The organism is Geothrix oryzisoli (assembly GCF_022808865.1).
GTDB classification, from domain to species: Bacteria; Acidobacteriota; Holophagae; order Holophagales; family Holophagaceae; genus Geothrix; species Geothrix oryzisoli.
In genome coordinates, this window is the sequence record NZ_JAKZLB010000001.1 from 77,025 (window position 1) to 92,568 (window position 15,544).

A 15,544-nucleotide genomic window follows, 5' to 3' on the forward strand; every position below is an offset into this window, starting at 1 on the left:
CTCGGGAGCAGGAGACGAACAACTCCAGAACGCCGACCGGAGGGCTGGGTTGAGCATTGATTACCTTTGTGTGATCAATATCACAAGCCCGATTCCGCGATCGTTGAATCGAGTTATGAAATTCAATGCAATGGCTGGAGAACCTGGACAACTCCGCGATTCTCCCTTCGAAAACGAGATCTGGCCCTGAATGGATCGCCTCCCGGGAGTGTGGTTGTTGACCGGTCCCCCGCTCATGCAGAAGGTCGCCCGCCGCACCATCCTCGGGCTTGGCCTGACCATCTGCACTGTGGGCCTTCTGGCGCTGCTCGGCTTCGTCCTGGAAACCCGGTATCTCGCCGCCATCAGCCAGGGCATGGTGCCCATGTCCCCCACGGCGGCGGTTCTGGTGCTGGTGCTGGGGGGAGCGTTGCTGCTGGAGAGGGTCTGGCCAGGCTCTGCGCTGCTGCGGCGCGTGGCCAGGGGCCTGGTTCTGGCTGGACTGTGCCTTGGCCTGGCGGTGGTGGCCTGGCGCCTGCTGGGGCTTGTACCCGTTCTCGGGCGCTGGGCGATTCCCGGACGGCCTGCGTCGCTCCTCACGGGGCTGGCCATTTCCTTCTCCGCGTCATCAATGCTCGTGCGCCGGCGGATGCGGCAGGTCGCCTCGCTCCTGGCCCAGGTCCCCCTGGTGATCGGCACGGTGGTGCTGATCAGCTATGCGGCCGGAGCGCCGCTGTTGTACGAGTCGGGCCTCGCACCCATGTCCCTGCCTTCGGCCTTCTGCTCCGTCGGTTTCGGTCTCGCGTTGATGCTCGCGGCCGGGTGCGATACCTGGCCTCTGGCCGTGTTCGGTTTTGTGCCGGGGCATGGGCGCGGCCCCCGGCCCCTCTGGTTCACCACAGGCCCCCTGGCGCTGTTCCTGCTGCTCGGCGTGCTGGTCCTCAGCGGCGGTTCATTCTTCCTCCGGGCCCAGCTCAAGGCGACCCGCACGCAGGTGCACACGGAGCTGTCGACCATCGCGGAGTTCAAGGCCCATCAGATCGAGGCCTGGATGGCGGAACGCCGCGCCGTCGCCGATCGGGTGGCACGGGGGAACCTGATCCAGGGGGCGTTCCGGCGGTTCCTGGCCGAAGCGCCCGGGGCGCCGCCCGAAGCGCAGCTGCGGGCCTCGATGGAGGATCTGCAACGCGGGACCTACCGGCGGGTGGTGTTGTTCGACCGGCTGGGCCGGGTCCGGATCTCGGTGCCCAGTGGAGAGGCCTTCAGCGATGAAGACAGGGATGCCTCCGAACTCCAGGCGGCTCTGCGATCCAAGGAGGTCATGATCCGCGACCTCCATCAGCATCCGGGCAAGCCGGATATCCACCTCAGCCTGTGGATACCGATCGGGGCGAGCTCAGAGCCCGGCTCCCTGGCCGAGGGGACCCTGCTGCTGGTCATGGACCCCCGGACATTTCTCTATCCGTTGGTCACGTCCTGGCCCACGGCCAGCCCCAGCGCCGAGACGCTGCTGGTGCGCCGGGGGGGTGACGAGATCCTCTACCTGAGTGAATTCCGGCACAGGGCCCAGCCGGCCCTGAGTCTCCGTCTGCCACTGAAGGCCGACCCCAGCATGCCCTCGGCCCTGGCGGCGCGTGGCCAAGAGGGCCTGGTGGCGGGTCTGGACTATCGCGGAGAACCCGTTCTGGCGGCCATCCATCAGATCCGGGCCATGCCCTGGGGCATGGTGACGAAGGTGGATGAGGCCGAGGTTTACGGCCCTCTGCGCCGGCGGATCTGGCTCGGGGGGATCGGGCTCATCGGCATTGTGGTCATCGTCGCCGCCGGGCTGGGCTTGATGGTGCGGCATCACGATGCCGAGATGGTCCGCAGGCAGCTGAACCTCTCCCAGCGCTTCGAAGGGCTGATGCGCCAAGCCAACGACATCATCCTGCTGATGGACGGGGAAGGGCGGATCCGGGAGGCGAACGCCCGGGCCGTGGAGCACTACGGCTATTCCCTCGCGGAGCTCCAGAGCATGAGTGCGATGGACCTGCGCGTGACCGAGACTCATGCCGAGGGCGTTTCCCAGTTCGCCAGGATGAAGGCCCTGGGGGCGACCCGCTTCGAGACGGTGCATCGCCGCAAGGACGGCAGCACCTTCTCGGCGGAAGTCAGTGCCAAGGTGGTGGACCTGGGGGACGAGCAGATCGTCGTCAGCTTCATCCGGGATGTCACGGAGCGCCTGGCCCAGCAGCGGGAACTCCAGCGCATGACCCAGCTCTATGCCGCCCTCAGCCAGGTGAACCAGGCCATCGTGTGGACGAGCTCCCGCGAAGATCTGTTCGCGAGGCTCTGCGAAGCCCTCGTGAAGCACGGACGGTTCCGGATGGCCTGGGTCGGCCTGGATGATCCGGTCACGCACCAGGTGGCCCGGGCCGCCCAGTGTGGTGACATGGCGGGCTACCTGGACACTCTTGACGTGCGCAGCGATGATACGCCCATCGGCCACGGCCCCATGGGCACCGCGATCCGGGAGGGCAGCCACTGCGTCTTCAACGATTACCTGGGCCTGCCGGATTCGGGGGCCTGGCGGGAGGCCGCCATCCGGTCGGGCTTCGCCTCCGCCGCGGCCTTCCCCATCCGCGAGGGAGGGCAGGTGATCGGCGCCCTGGCCGTCTATGCCGGGGAGAAATATTTCTTCGGGGTCCATGAGGCCGAGCTGCTCGCCGAGGCGGCCATGGATGTGTCCTACGCCCTGGACCATCTGGCGGGCGAGGCCCGCCGCCGCGAGGCCGAGGCCGCGCTGAAGAAGAGCGAGCGCCTGCTGAGGGAGGCCCAGGAGGCGGGTGGCGTCGGGACTTATACCTGGGACATCGGGAAGGACGAGTGGACGAGCAGCCCCTACCTCGACCGGATCTTCGGCATCGGACCTGACTATCCCCGGACCCTGGCCGGCTGGACCGATCTCGTCCCCCCGGGCCCCCGCGAGCAGCTCGCAGGCTATGTCGCCGGGATCATCGAACGCCGCGAGCGTTTCGACCTCGCGTACCCCATCGTCCGCCCATCCGATGGCGCCTCCCGATGGGTGCATGGCCGGGGGGAGCTGCACTGGGATCCGGAAGGCCGGCCAGCGGAGCTGGTCGGCGTCATCCAGGACATCACCGAGCAGAAGGAAGATGAGCAGGCCCTCCGGAAGATCTCGGTGGCCATGGAGCAGAGCCCGCTCAGCGTGGTGATCACGGATCCCAGGGGGACCATCGAGTATGTGAACCCCAGGTTCACCCAGGTGACCGGCTACTCCGCCGAGGAGGCCATCGGCCAGAATCCCCGCCTCCTGAAGTCGCCCGGAACACCCTCGGATGTCTACACGCAGATGTGGAGCACTCTGGCACGGGGCGAAGTCTGGGTGGGCGAATTCGCAAACCTCACGAAGGAGGGCCGGACCTTCCTGGAGCGGGCGACCATCGCCCCGGTCCGGGACGAAGCCGGTACGCTGACCAACTACATCGCACTCAAGGAAGACATCACAGAACAGAGGCGGGTCGAGGCTGAGCGGAGGCAGCTGGAGGCCCAGCTCTACCAATCCCAGAAGCTGGAGAGCCTGGGGAGCCTGGCGGGCGGGGTGGCCCACGACATGAACAACGTGCTGGGCGCCATCCTCGGGACGGCCTCGATCCTCCATGAGCGGAGCGACCCGTCGGACCGCTCGGCAAGGTCCCTCGAGACGATCATGAGCGCCTGCCTGCGGGGCCGGGACGTCGTGAAAAGCCTCCTCTATTTCGCCCACAAGGACATCCAGGAAGAGCGGCCGGTCGACCTGAACGGCCTCATCCAGGAGATGAGCGAGCTCCTGAGCCACACCGTCTTGAAGAACATCCACCTCGACGTGCATCTCCAGGAAGGGCTGGGGCTCATCCGGGGAGATGCCGGCGCCCTCAGCCACGCGCTCATGAACCTGTGTGTCAATGCCTGCGACGCGATGCCCGACGGGGGAACCCTCCGCCTCCAGACCGCCCGGACCCCCGAGGGCGGGATAAGTCTCAGGGTGCAGGATACGGGCGAGGGCATCGCCCCTGACGTCCTCGCCAAGTGCATGGAGCCGTTCTTCACGACCAAGCCCAAGGGGAAGGGCACGGGCCTGGGGCTGTCGATGGTGTACGGCACCATGAAGGCCCACGAGGGGTCCCTGGAACTGCATAGCCAAGTGGGGCAGGGGACGGAGGCGGTCCTGACCTTCCCGGCGTCGCGGGTGGGAGGCGTGCCTCCCGAGCCGGGCCCAGCCGCTCCACCGGCAATGGGCCCAGGAGGCCAGAAGATCCTGCTGGTGGATGACGATGACCTGTTCCGTGAAGCCTTGATGCAGGGTCTGGAGCTGCTGGGGCACCAGCCCACCCAGGCGTCGGAGGGACAGGAGGCCCTGCGCCTCCTGGAAGAGGGGTTGCCGACGGACCTGGTGATCCTCGACATGAACATGCCCGGGATGAGCGGCGCCCAGGTCCTGCCGCGGCTCCTGGCCCTGCGGCCCGGCACCCCCATCCTCGTGGCCACGGGTTACAGCAGCGACCTCGTCGCCCCCCACATGGACGGACGGCCGCTGGTGCACAGCCTGAGGAAGCCGTTCAGCCTGAAGGAACTCCAGGCCAAGCTGGCCGAACTCCTCCCCTGAGGCGCAGCCTCTGGTGTCTTGCAGCCAGGTCCGGGGAGTGTCCGTCCAAATGCCCGCCTGGGGTCTGGATCACATCCGATCCAGCCCGTCCTTGCCCGCCATCACGTTCCACACCAGCAGTTCGTAGTTGGCGAGGCCGGCCTTGTGGAAGGGATCGCCGTCGCGGAGGGTGTCCAGGTCCGCCAGGGGGTTCTCGTCCTGCACCCGCACCAGCCAGGCGCCGCCGAAACGGGGATCCAGGGGGCCCGAGGCCAGGAGGATGCCCTGCGCCTTCAGGGTGTTGAGATAGGCGCGGTGGGCCTCGGTGACAGCCTCGACCTCGACGAGGGGACGGCGGTAGCGGACGAGGATGAGGGCGTACATCGGGAGCTTCCTCCGGGGAGCCCTCAGTCTCGCACGATGCGGGTGCCCACGGTGGCGGGGTCCTCGGTGGCCAGGGCTTCGGCGGTGGTGATGAGCACTTCGTGGCCGCCGCCCTCCAGGTAGGCCAGGGCGCTCTCGATCTTGGGGCCCATGCTGCCGGCCGGGAACTGGCCCTCGGCCAGGTGCCTCCGGGCCTCGGTGGCGGTGATCCGGTCCATCCAGCGCTGGGTGGGCTTGCCGAAGTCCAGCGCCACCTTGGCGACGCCGGTCAGGATGATGAAGAGGTCCGCTCCAAGCTGGGCCGCCAGCAGGGCGCTGAGGCGGTCCTTGTCGATGACGGCCTCCACGCCCACCAGCAGCCCGCTGGCATCGCGGATCACGGGGATGCCGCCGCCGCCGCCGGCGATGACGGAACTGCCGGACTGGAGCAGGGTCTTGATGGCGTCCAGCTGGACGATCTCGATCGGCCTGGGCGAGGGCACCACCTTGCGCCAGCCGCGGCCCGAGTCCTCCTTCATCTTCCAGCGCTTGGAGCGCATCAGCTCCAGGGCCCGGAACTCGGGGTAGAAGGGGCCCACGGGTTTGGTCGGATCCTGGAAGCCCTTGTCCTCCTTGTCCACCACCACCTCGGTGAGCACGGAGGTCACCGGCGCGTCGAGCTTCATGAAGCGCAGCCGGTTGATGAGCATGCGCTCCAGCATGTAGCCCATGGAGCCCTGGGTCATGGCGCCGCAGATGTCCAGGCTGTAGGGCGGGATCTGGCCCGATCCGGCCTCCTGCTGGATGAGCAGGTTGCCCACCTGGGGCCCGTTGCCATGCACCACGCAGAGCGCATAACCCTCTGCCACCACCCGCGCCAGCATCTCCGCGGTCTCCCGGGCGTTCTCCAGCTGCTCCTCCTGCAGCCCGCGCTCCTTCTCTTTAAGAAGGGCGTTTCCACCGATGGCCAGGAGTGCGATCTTTCGGGTCATGCAGATCCCCGGGAAACGAGGATTCTACAGGGCCCGGCAGGTGGATCAAAGGACGGGCGTCACAGAGCCGGCTCCATCCAGAGTTTCCTTGCCAAGGCCCCATCGGCTTTTGCACACTGTCAAACGATCCCCATGCGCTCCGCGATCCCCCTCACCCTGCTCCTCTGGCTGGCCCTGCCCGCGGCAGTCTCGTGGGCCCAGACCCCCGAAGAGCCTGGACAGGAGGGGAGCTGGCTGCTGCAGGGGCACCGGTTCTGGTCGGGTTCGAAGGAGGCCCCCAGGGACCGGATCCAGGCCGCGGCCTGCTATCGGAGGGCCGCCGAAGCCGGAGATGCGGAGGCCATGGCCCATCTGGGGCGGATGCACTTCCGGGGAGAAGGCATCCCGAAAGATCCGGCCGAGGCTCTGAAGTGGCTCAAGGCCAGCGCGGGGAAAGGCAACGCCCGGGGGCTCTACCATCTGGCGGAGCTGTACCAGAACGGCTTCGGCGTGCCGGTGAACCACACGCAGTACGCCACCCTGCTTCGGGCCGCAGCGTTGAAAGGGTGCCCTGATGCCATGGCGGAACTGGGGCAGTGCCATTCTTTCGGTCTGGGGGTGGACTGGAATCCCAGGGAGGCGGAGGCCTGGTTTGCCAAGGCCGCCGAGCAGCCCGTGGCCCGGTTCTATCCGATGACCCTGGCGTGGATGCACGAGCGGGGCCTGGGATTCCCGAAGGACGCGAACGCCGCCTTCCGGTACGGGCAGCAGGCCGCCGCGGCGGGTTACTCGGACGCCCCGAGGTACATGGGGCATCTCTGCCTCGATGGCATCGGAGTATCCAGAGATCCGCAAGCGGCCCTGGGCTGGCTGACCCAAGCGGATGCCCTCGGTGACCCCCATGCGCTCGTGGAGCTGGCGGGCATGCTGATGAACGGCACGGGCGTGCCCAAGGATCCCAGACGCGCGGTGGGCCTCTATCGCCAGGCAGCGGGCATGGGCTCCGCCGCGGCCATGTATCTTCTGGGGAACTGCCGCCAGCGGGGGCTGGGCGGTCCGGTGGATCCGGCCGAGGCCGTCCTGTGGTACGGGAGAGCCGCCGAGCGCGAGTTTCCGCCCGCCTTCTCCAACCTCGCCTGGCTCTACCACAAAGGCGAGGGGGTGACCCAGGACGACAAGCGGGCCGTGGCCTGGTTGAGGCAGGGCGCCGAGAAGGGTTCCCCGTCCGCCATCTACCTGCTCGGATGGTTTTCCCAGAACGGATGGGGCGTGGAGAAGGATGTTCCCAGAGCCGTGAGCTACTACCACCAGGCCGGCGAGCGGGGGTGGTCGCAGGCCTGGCTGCAGCTGGGGTTCTGCTACAAATCGAATGACGGCATCGAGAGGGATCTCTCCAAGTCGCTGGCGTTCTTCCGCAAGGCGGCGGATCTGGGGGACACCACGGCCCTGCACCAAGTCGGCTGGGCCTATGAATTTGGCGAGGGCGTGCCCGTGAATCTGACGGAGGCCATCCGGTGCTACCAGGTGGCTGCGGACCAGGGCAGTGGCGCCTCCATGAACCAGCTCGGCTGGTTCCATGAGCATGGGCTGATCGTTCCCAAGAGCCCGGAACTCGCCCTCGGCTGGTATCTCAAGGCGGGCGCCAAGGGGAGCACCAGCAGCTGGTGGAACGCCGGGCTGATCTACGAATCGGGGGAAGAGACGAACCTCCGGGATCCCGCCAAGGCGAAGCACGCCTTTGCGGAGGGGGCGACCCTTGGACATGCCGGGTGCATGCAGAAGCTCGGCGAGTATGCGGAGCGCGGAGTCGGCGGCCCCCGCGACATCGATCAGGCCCTCGCCTGGTACCGGAAGGCCATGGACAAGGGCCATGCCGAGGCCCGGGCGGCCTACCTGCGCCTGACGATGCCACCGCCGCCCGAGCCCGAGCCCGACGAGGAGTGACCGGCTCCCGTGCCGGGCGGCGCGGGCTGGACGATGTCGCTGTTACCGATCGCGGGTCGGGAGGGCCTGCACCAGCATCCGGTCGCGGTCCACCTGTTCGCCCACGCGGAAGGTGGCCTCGCCGGCATCGGTGAAGCCGGCCTTGGCGTAGAACCGGATGGCCCGGGGGTTCTGCTCCCAGACCTGAAGCCAGACCCCGTCGTGGCCTGCTGCCCGGGCGTGAGCCAGGGCCGCGGCCATCAGCGCCTGGGCCGCACCCCGGCCGTGGAGGGAGCCATCCACGTAGAACCTGGCGACTTCGAGCGGTCTGACGAAGTGGAAAGAGCCGGTCCCCTGCTCCGGGCCACCGGCGCGGAGCAGGGCGTAGCCCATGAGGTCGCCATCCTTCTCCAGCACCAGCATGAGACAGGCCGGGTCGGCCAGCTCGGCGGCCTGTTGGCGGAGCCCGAACGTCTTGGCGAGGTGCAGGTTCAGGTTCACTTCGGGGATCAGGCCCGCGTAGGTGCTGCGCCAGAGTCGCTCGCCCAGGGCCGCCAGGGCCGGGGCATCGGGTGGGAGGGCAGGCCGGATCCGCATCCCGCCAGCTTATCAAGCGGCCGAGAACCCGCTAGAATACTCGTTTTGGCGAGTCCCCATGCATATCCAGGAACTGATCCTCCGCCTGCAGCGGTTCTGGGCCGACCGGGGCTGCCTCATCGGCCAGCCCTACGATCTGGAAAAGGGCGCGGGGACCATGAACCCGCTGACCTTCTTCGGCGCCCTGGGGAGCCGCCCCTGGAACGTGGCCTATGTGGAGCCTTCGCGCCGCCCGGCGGATGGCCGCTACGGCGAGAACCCCTTCCGCGTCTACAAGCACCTCCAGTTCCAGGTGATCCTCAAGCCCAGCCCCGCCAAGGTCCAGGATCTGTACATCGAGAGCCTTGAGGCCCTGGGCATCGACCTCTCGAAGCACGACCTCCGCTTCGAGGAGGACAACTGGGAGTCTCCTTCGCTCGGCGCCTGGGGCGTGGGCTGGCAGGTGGTGCTGGACGGCATGGAGATCAGCCAGTTCACCTACTTCCAGCAGGTGGGCGGCCTGGACTGCCGGCCCGTGAGCGCCGAGCTGACCTATGGCATCGAACGCATCTGCATGTTCCTGGGCGGCTACGACAACATCTTCGACCTCGTGCATGGCGAGGTGAAGACCGACGACGGCGTGTTCCCCGTGACCTACGGCCAGATGCGCCAGCGCGAGGAGTTCGAGCTGAGCGCCTACAGCTTCGAGCACGCCGACCTGGACCTGCACCGCCACCTCTTCGATGCCTTCGAGAAGGAGGGCTGGCACCTCCTGAACGACCTGGGGCACTTCCTCAGCGCCTACGAGCAGGCGCTCAAGATGAGCCACACCTTCAATGTGCTGGATGCCCGCGGCGCCGTGAGCACCACCGAGCGCCCCGGCATCATCAAGCGCGTGCGCGACCTGGCCTGCGGGTGCGCCAAGGCATATCTGGAGCACCAGGAGGGCGCCGCCGCAGCTGCCGAGACCGCCGGGAAGGGAGGTGCGAAGTGAGCGCCACGAAGACCTTCCTGCTCGAGCTGCACTGCGAGGAGATCCCGGCGCGCTTCCTGCAGCCGCTGGCGGACGAGTTCTCGACGGCCTTGTCGGCCTGGATCCAGGGGCAGGGCTTGGCCGCCGCCAGCCTTGAATCGTTCTATTCCCCGCGGAAGCTGGCCTGGCGTGGTATCGGCCTGCCGGGCTCCCAGCCCGACCAGACCGATACCCAGGTGGGCCCGCCTCAGCGCATGTGCGTGGGCGAGGACGGCCAGCCCACCATCCAGGGCCTGAAGTTCGCGGAAAAGTGGGGCGTGGCCTTCAGCGCCGTGCGCTTCGAGCAGCCGGCGGGCAAGAAGGAACCCTGCGCGGTGGTGACGATCACGAAGCAGGGCCGCCCCACGGTGGATCTCCTGGCCGAGGCCCTGCCCGGGCTCATCGCCGGATTGCACGTGCCCAAGGCCATGCGCTGGGGGAGCTCGGAGTTCGAGTTCGTGCGCCCCATCCGCAACATCCTGTGCCTCTTCGGCGATCAGGTCGTGCCCATCACGGTGGACGGCGTCGCCGCCACGGACAGCACCTGGGGCCACCGCCTGTACCATCGCCAGCATCCCGGGCCGGTGAGGATCCCCACGCCGGAGTCCTACGAGTCAGCGCTGGAAACCGCTGGCGTCGTGGTCAGCGTGGAGGCCCGCCGGACGCGCATCGCCCAGCAGCTGGAAACGCTCGCCGCCGAGGCGAAGGGCCGCGTCGTCGCCGATGCGGAGCTGCTGGACACCCTGGCTGAGATCGTGGAGTTCCCCAAGATCGTTCGGGGTGACTTCCCGGTGGACTTCCTGGAACTGCCCAAGGAGGTGCTGGTCACCAGCCTCCGGGAGCACCAGAAGAGCTTCTGCATCGAGGGGCCGGGCGGCGCGCTGCTGCCCCACTTCCTCACCGCCGCGAACCGTACGGATGATCCCGCCGGGTTCGTGAAGGCTGGCAACGAGTGGGTGCTCAAGGCGCGGCTCTACGACGCCCGGTTCTTCTTCGCGGAGGACCGGAAGCACCCCCTGTCCGACCGGCTGGAGAAGCTCAAGGCCCTTACCTTCCAGCGGGAGCTGGGGAGCTATCACGACAAGACGGGGCGGGTGGTGGCCCTCACCAAGGCCCTTGCCACGAAGCTGTCCAAGGACGATGAGCACATCGACCGCGCCCTCGAGGCGGCCCGCATGGCCAAGTGCGACCTGCGCACGCTGATGGTGGGCGAGTTCCCCGAGCTGCAGGGGGTCATGGGCGGCGAGTATCTCAAGCACGAAGGCGCCCACGAGGAAGTCTGGATGGCCGTGAAGGAGCACTACCGGCCCATCGGCGCCGACGATGCCGTCCCATCGACGCCCATGGGCTGCCTCCTGTCGCTCTGCGACAAGCTCGACACCGTGGCGGGCTGCTTCGCCGTGGGCCTCATCCCCAGCGGCTCCAAGGATCCCCTCGCGCTGCGCCGCGCGGGCCAGGGCATCGTGCGCATCCTGTGGGAGCGCGGCTGGGCCTTCACGCCCGCGGACCTCATCGCCGCCGGCCTCCGGGTCGTGGGGACCCGGGCCACGAAGCCGGCCCCCGAAACCACCGAAGCCCTGCTGACCTTCTTTAAGGATCGCGTGGCCTACCAGCTGGAGCAGGCCGGGTATGCCGGCTCGGTCCGCCGTTCCGCCCTGGCCGCCGGCTGGGAGGACCTGGCGGACCTCAAGGCCCGCTGCGAGGCCCTCTCCGCCTTCGCCGAGGATGTCCGCTTCGCCTCCCTGGCCCAGAGCGCCAAGCGCATCGGGAACATCCTGAAGGACGAACTCGCCAGCGGCGACTTCGACAGTGCCTTGCTGACGCAGGGTGAAGAGAAGGTGCTGGCGGAGCATCTCGGCCGGCTGGAAGCCACCGCAGACCAGAAGGCCCTGCTCGGTGCCTTGGCCGAGTTGGCGGAACCCCTCGAAGCCTTCTTCAACGCCGTCATGGTGAAGTGCGACGATCCGGCGCTCCGGGCCGCGCGGCTCAGCCTCCTGCACCGGCTCCGCCAGGCCTTCCTGCGCGTGGCGGACTTCAGCCTCTGGCAATAGGCCGGGGCCCTGCCGGGCCTGATGCGATCCTCAGGGTCCCTGGCTAGAATCGAGACCATCAGCCCATTCACAGATCAGGCCGATCTCCACGGATGGGCGGAGGGCCCATGCAGCCGACCAACCTGATCCGCATCGCGTTGCTTCTTCCCGTGCTGGCCATCGGGGCCAGGCTGGAGGCGGCCCGCAAGGAGACCTGGGTGGAGGTGAAGTCGCCCCACTTCCTCGCCTATTCCGATGCCGGCGAGAGGGAGGCGCGGAAGGCCCTGAAGGGCTTCGAGGCCATCCGCAGCGTCTTCGGGACGATCTTCCCGGGCATCCGGGTGGACGCCCCCAAGCCCCTGGTGGTCCTGGTCCTGGAGGACGAGGCCTCCATGAAGCGGTTCCTGCCGAAGGAATTCGAAGGCAAGGATCCCAAACGGTCCGCGGGGGTGTTCTTCCCGGGCCGGGAACGGAACTATGCGGTTCTCCGGCTGGATGTCGACCACCAGATGGACCAGCCCTATTTCGTCCTGTTCCACGAGTACACGCACAGCATCGTCCACCAGAACTTCCCGGCCCTGCCCACCTGGCTGGATGAGGGGCTCGCGGACTTCTACGGGGCCACCGAGATCCACTCGGAACGCGTCTACCTGGGGCGCGTGCCCGTGGGCCGCCTGGGGCAGATGCGCACCCATGTCCATCTTCCCCTGGAGACGCTGTTCCGGGTGACCCATGACTCGCCCCATTACCGGGAAGGCGAGAAGACCGGGATCTTCTATGCCCAGAGCTGGGCGCTCGTCCATTACCTGTTCATGGATGCGGCCGCCCAGAAGGCCGGCCTCTTCAAAGCCTACCTGCAGGCCCTCACCCCGGGCCGGGAGGCCCTGGACGCCGCGCGGCAGGGGTTCGGGGACCTCGAGAAACTCCAGGCGAACCTGAGCCTCTACTCGAGGAAGGATGCCTACGGCTACTGGAACCTGCCCCTGGATGTGAAGCTGACGGACAAGGACTTCCGGACGCGCCCCATGAGGGAAGCCGAGTCGCTGCTGGTTCGCGCCGAGTTCCTGCAGCATTCCCGGCAGGAGAAGGAGGCGCAGCCGCTCCTGGCGCAGGTCCTCGCCCTGGAGCCCCAGAACCCCGGGGTCCATGTGGCGATCGGGCTCGCCCAGGCTGGCCGGGGGGAGATCCACCCGGCCCGACAGTCCTTTGAAACCGCCATGCACCTCGGAAGCGATGATTTCCGGGCGCCCTACGAACTGGCCATCAGTCTGCAGGGGGAGATGCGGGGCGGCGCGGACCGGGTTGATTCCAGCCGGATTCTGGAATTGCTGGAGTCGGCGTGCCGCCTGTGTCCCGATTTCCCCGCCGTCCATATGGCCCTGTGCCAGCAGTACGCCACCGCGCCCAGAGATCCCCAGCGGGCGCTGAAGGAAGGGCGGCTCGCGGTGGAACTGGAGCCCCAGGATCTGTCCCACCGGGCCAACCTGGGGATCGCCTGCATGAACCTCGGCCTGGAGGCCGAAGCCAAGGTGATGGGGAACCAGCTGAACCAGCTGGCCGCCAACCCGATGGAACGGAATCTGGCCGAGTCTTACGCCGGGCTGCTGGCCCGGTTCCTGGAGGGGAGGCAGGCTCTGGCCCAGGCCGCGTCCACGCCGTCCCCTGCGGAGGAACCGCCGCTTCCGCGACCGGCGGCTGCGGTCAGGCTCCCGAAATTCAGCCTGCCTTCGTACCTGGCCGGCCTGGGGACGGAGGTCGTTCAGCTGGTCGGGCAGGACCGGATCGACGAGGCCATCCGGAAGGTGGAGGCGGCCAAAGCCAAGGCCCGCTACGCCTATGACCGGAAGGCCCTCCAGAACCTGCTGGACATCCTCAGGGGCGCTGCGGGAGGCCGGTAGTCAGGGGCCATCCGGGTGTCCCGGAGCGGCTGGATGGGGCACACTGGAGAGAGCCCCCAGGACCCCTGGGCGGCCTCCGCCTGAGGCTCCATGCACCACGAACGCATCGCGATCATCGACTACGGCAGCCAGTACACCCGGCTCATCACCCGGCGGCTGCGGGAACTGGGTGCCTTCGGCCTGGTCTACAACTCCGGCACCACGGCGCAGGAGATCGCGGGGGCCGACCTCAAGGGCGTGATCCTGTCCGGCGGGCCCAACTCGGTGCTGGAACCCGGGGCGCCGGATCTGGATCCGGCCATCCTGGGCCTCGGCGTGCCCATCCTCGGCATCTGCTACGGCCAGCAGCTGCTGGCCCGGAACCTGGGCGGCCAGCTCCATCGCTCCGCCAGCCGGGAGTACGGCAAGGCGGAGATCCAGGCCATGCCCGAGGCGTCCATGCTCTTCGAAGGCCTGCCCCACGCCCAGCAGGTGTGGATGAGCCACGGCGACCATGTGGAGGTGGCCCCGGCGGGCTTCACGGTCACTGCGAAGACCCCCAGCGTGCCCGTGGCGGCGATGGAGGACCCCAAGCGGGGGATCTACTGCCTCCAGTTCCACCCGGAAGTCACCCACAGCACCCAGGGCACGCCCCTGCTGCTGAACTTCCTCAAGCACTGCGGCATGGCCCTGGACTGGAATGCCGGCAATTTCATCGAAGAGAAGGTGAAGGTCATCCGGGGGCAGGTGGGGCAGGGCACGGTGGTGCTGGGGCTCAGCGGCGGCGTGGATTCCAGCGTGGCGGCCCTGCTCCTGCACAAGGCCATCGGCAAGCAGCTCACCTGCGTGTTCGTGGACCATGGCCTCATGCGCAAGGATGAGATGAAGCAGGTGCAGGCCTACTTCGAGCCCTTCGAGCTCAATGTCATCTGGGTGGACGCCTCGGACGAGTTCCTGGGGGCCTTGGCCGGCGTGACCGATCCCGAGCAGAAGCGGAAGATCATCGGCGGGAAGTTCATCGAGGTCTTCGAGCGCGAAGCCGGCAAGGTGAAGGCCGACTTCCTGGGCCAGGGCACCACCTACCCGGATGTGATCGAATCCAGCGGCATCGGCGGCGCCATCCTGGTGAAGTCCCACCACAACGTGGGCGGCCTGCCGGAGCGCATGAAACTCAAGCTGGTGGAGCCCCTGCGCGAGCTGTTCAAGGATGAAGTCCGCGCCACCGGCCTGGCCCTGGGCCTCCCCGAGGAGATGAACCAGCGGCACCCCTTTCCGGGCCCCGGCTTGGCGGTGCGCCTCCCTGGCGCCATCACCCGGGAGCGGGCGACCATCCTGCAGAACGCCGATGCGATCTTCCTCCAGGAGCTGCGGGAGAGCGGCTGGTACGGCCGCACCAGCCAGGCCTTCGCGGTGCTGCTGCCGGTGCAGACCGTGGGCATCATGGGCGATGAGCGCACCTTCGAGTGGATGTGCGCCCTGCGGGCCGTCACCAGCGAGGACTTCATGACCGCGGACTGGGCCCGGCTCCCCCACGAGCTGATGGACCGGATCGCCCAGCGCATCGTCCGCGAGGTGAAGGGGATCAACCGCGTGGTCTACGACATCACCTCGAAACCGCCCGCCACGATCGAGTACGAGTAGTGGCGAAGCGACAGGAACCCGTCCGCAAGTCGGTGAAGGATGTGCTGGAGGACCTGCTGGCGGGGCACCGCGAGGCGGCTTTCAGCGGGCCGGAAGCCGCCCTGAAGTACCTGCGCCGCACCTTCGAGGGGCAGGCCAGCCTGCCGAACGCGGTGAAGGCGGCGGCCTACGACCTGATGGCGGAAGCCCAGGCCCAGTGCGGGCTGTGGGAGGAATGCGCCGCTTCCGTGGCCTCGGCCCTCGGCTACCTGGGGGACCTGGAGGCCGCCTTCCCCCATGAGTACCGGCGGATGCTGGGGGGCCTGACCTGCTTTGAGCGGGGCATTCAGGCCCAGAGTGAGCTGGGGGACTTCCACGCGGCGCTGGAGCTCTGCGAGCGGGCCCTCGCCCTGGATCTCGGGGCGCACTACGCCGCGAAGCGCGATTCGCTGGAGTGGGCCCGGTAGGTTTCCGCAGCGGTGGCCCGACGGGGGTTCCGCAAGGAAACTTCATGGTTTTTTCCGCTCATGCGATGATCGACTGCGACAATCATCCGACCAGCGTTC

The 15,544-nt window shown here is 67.9% G+C and carries 10 protein-coding genes; 7 read left to right on the top strand and 3 right to left on the bottom strand.

All coding sequences use genetic code 11. The features are described 5' to 3' along the window. Positions 1–217 precede the first annotated feature (217 nt). Positions 218–4,627 carry a PAS domain S-box protein gene (locus MLE43_RS00345; RefSeq protein WP_243300636.1) on the top strand — a complete coding sequence of 1,470 codons (4,410 nt, stop codon included), beginning with the start codon at positions 218–220 and terminating at the stop codon, positions 4,625–4,627. Between the two features lie 69 nt (positions 4,628–4,696). Here the strand turns inward: MLE43_RS00345 and MLE43_RS00350 are convergent, their stop codons facing one another. Continuing rightward, entirely contained in the window at positions 4,697–4,990 is a 294-nt protein-coding gene (locus MLE43_RS00350) for a YciI family protein (RefSeq protein ID WP_243300637.1), read from the bottom strand. 23 nt (positions 4,991–5,013) lie between these two features. Next, entirely contained in the window at positions 5,014–5,961 is a 948-nt protein-coding gene (locus MLE43_RS00355; RefSeq protein ID WP_243300638.1) for a carbamate kinase, read from the bottom strand. 132 nt (positions 5,962–6,093) lie between these two features. Between MLE43_RS00355 and MLE43_RS00360 the strand changes: the two genes are divergently transcribed. Beyond that, complete coding sequence (locus MLE43_RS00360; RefSeq protein WP_243300639.1) at positions 6,094–7,884, top strand: tetratricopeptide repeat protein; 1,791 nt, start codon at positions 6,094–6,096, stop codon at positions 7,882–7,884. A 42-nt stretch (positions 7,885–7,926) separates the two neighbouring features. Here the strand turns inward: MLE43_RS00360 and MLE43_RS00365 are convergent, their stop codons facing one another. Then, the gene (locus MLE43_RS00365; protein ID WP_243300640.1) at positions 7,927–8,460 is read right to left on the bottom strand and encodes a GNAT family N-acetyltransferase; all 534 of its coding nucleotides are present in this window, start codon (positions 8,458–8,460) and stop codon (positions 7,927–7,929) included. A gap of 58 nt (positions 8,461–8,518) precedes the next feature. Between MLE43_RS00365 and MLE43_RS00370 the strand changes: the two genes are divergently transcribed. The 5 genes from MLE43_RS00370 to MLE43_RS00390 all read left to right on the top strand — a co-directional run bounded on the left by MLE43_RS00370 (position 8,519) and on the right by MLE43_RS00390 (position 15,445). Further along, positions 8,519–9,433, top strand: coding sequence for a glycine--tRNA ligase subunit alpha (locus MLE43_RS00370; RefSeq protein WP_243300641.1), 915 nt, complete (start codon positions 8,519–8,521; stop codon positions 9,431–9,433). Further along, positions 9,430–11,502 carry a glycine--tRNA ligase subunit beta gene (glyS, locus tag MLE43_RS00375; protein WP_243300642.1) on the top strand — a complete coding sequence of 691 codons (2,073 nt, stop codon included), beginning with the start codon at positions 9,430–9,432 and terminating at the stop codon, positions 11,500–11,502. Before MLE43_RS00370 ends, glyS begins: the two co-directional genes overlap by 4 nt. 107 nt (positions 11,503–11,609) lie before the next feature. Then, positions 11,610–13,379, top strand: a complete 1,770-nt coding sequence (locus MLE43_RS14740; RefSeq protein ID WP_275975977.1) for a DUF1570 domain-containing protein — start codon at positions 11,610–11,612, stop codon at positions 13,377–13,379. A 90-nt stretch (positions 13,380–13,469) separates the two neighbouring features. Further along, positions 13,470–14,999, top strand: a complete 1,530-nt coding sequence (gene guaA, locus MLE43_RS00385; protein ID WP_243300643.1) for a glutamine-hydrolyzing GMP synthase — start codon at positions 13,470–13,472, stop codon at positions 14,997–14,999. Beyond that, the gene (locus MLE43_RS00390; RefSeq protein WP_243300644.1) at positions 14,999–15,445 is read left to right on the top strand and encodes a hypothetical protein; all 447 of its coding nucleotides are present in this window, start codon (positions 14,999–15,001) and stop codon (positions 15,443–15,445) included. Before guaA ends, MLE43_RS00390 begins: the two co-directional genes overlap by 1 nt. Positions 15,446–15,544: the final 99 nt, after the last annotated feature.

What these genes read in the sequence shown, in the direction of transcription:
- MLE43_RS00350 (WP_243300637.1), bottom strand. Translation starts at nt 4,990, where the DNA reads ATGTACGCCCTCATCCTCGTCCGCTACCGCCGTCCCCTCGTCGAGGTC.
- MLE43_RS00355 (WP_243300638.1), bottom strand. Translation starts at nt 5,961, where the DNA reads ATGACCCGAAAGATCGCACTCCTGGCCATCGGTGGAAACGCCCTTCTT.
- MLE43_RS00360 (WP_243300639.1), top strand. Translation starts at nt 6,094, where the DNA reads ATGCGCTCCGCGATCCCCCTCACCCTGCTCCTCTGGCTGGCCCTGCCC.
- MLE43_RS00365 (WP_243300640.1), bottom strand. Translation starts at nt 8,460, where the DNA reads ATGCGGATCCGGCCTGCCCTCCCACCCGATGCCCCGGCCCTGGCGGCC.
- MLE43_RS00370 (WP_243300641.1), top strand. Translation starts at nt 8,519, where the DNA reads ATGCATATCCAGGAACTGATCCTCCGCCTGCAGCGGTTCTGGGCCGAC.
- MLE43_RS14740 (WP_275975977.1), top strand. Translation starts at nt 11,610, where the DNA reads ATGCAGCCGACCAACCTGATCCGCATCGCGTTGCTTCTTCCCGTGCTG.
- guaA (WP_243300643.1), top strand. Translation starts at nt 13,470, where the DNA reads ATGCACCACGAACGCATCGCGATCATCGACTACGGCAGCCAGTACACC.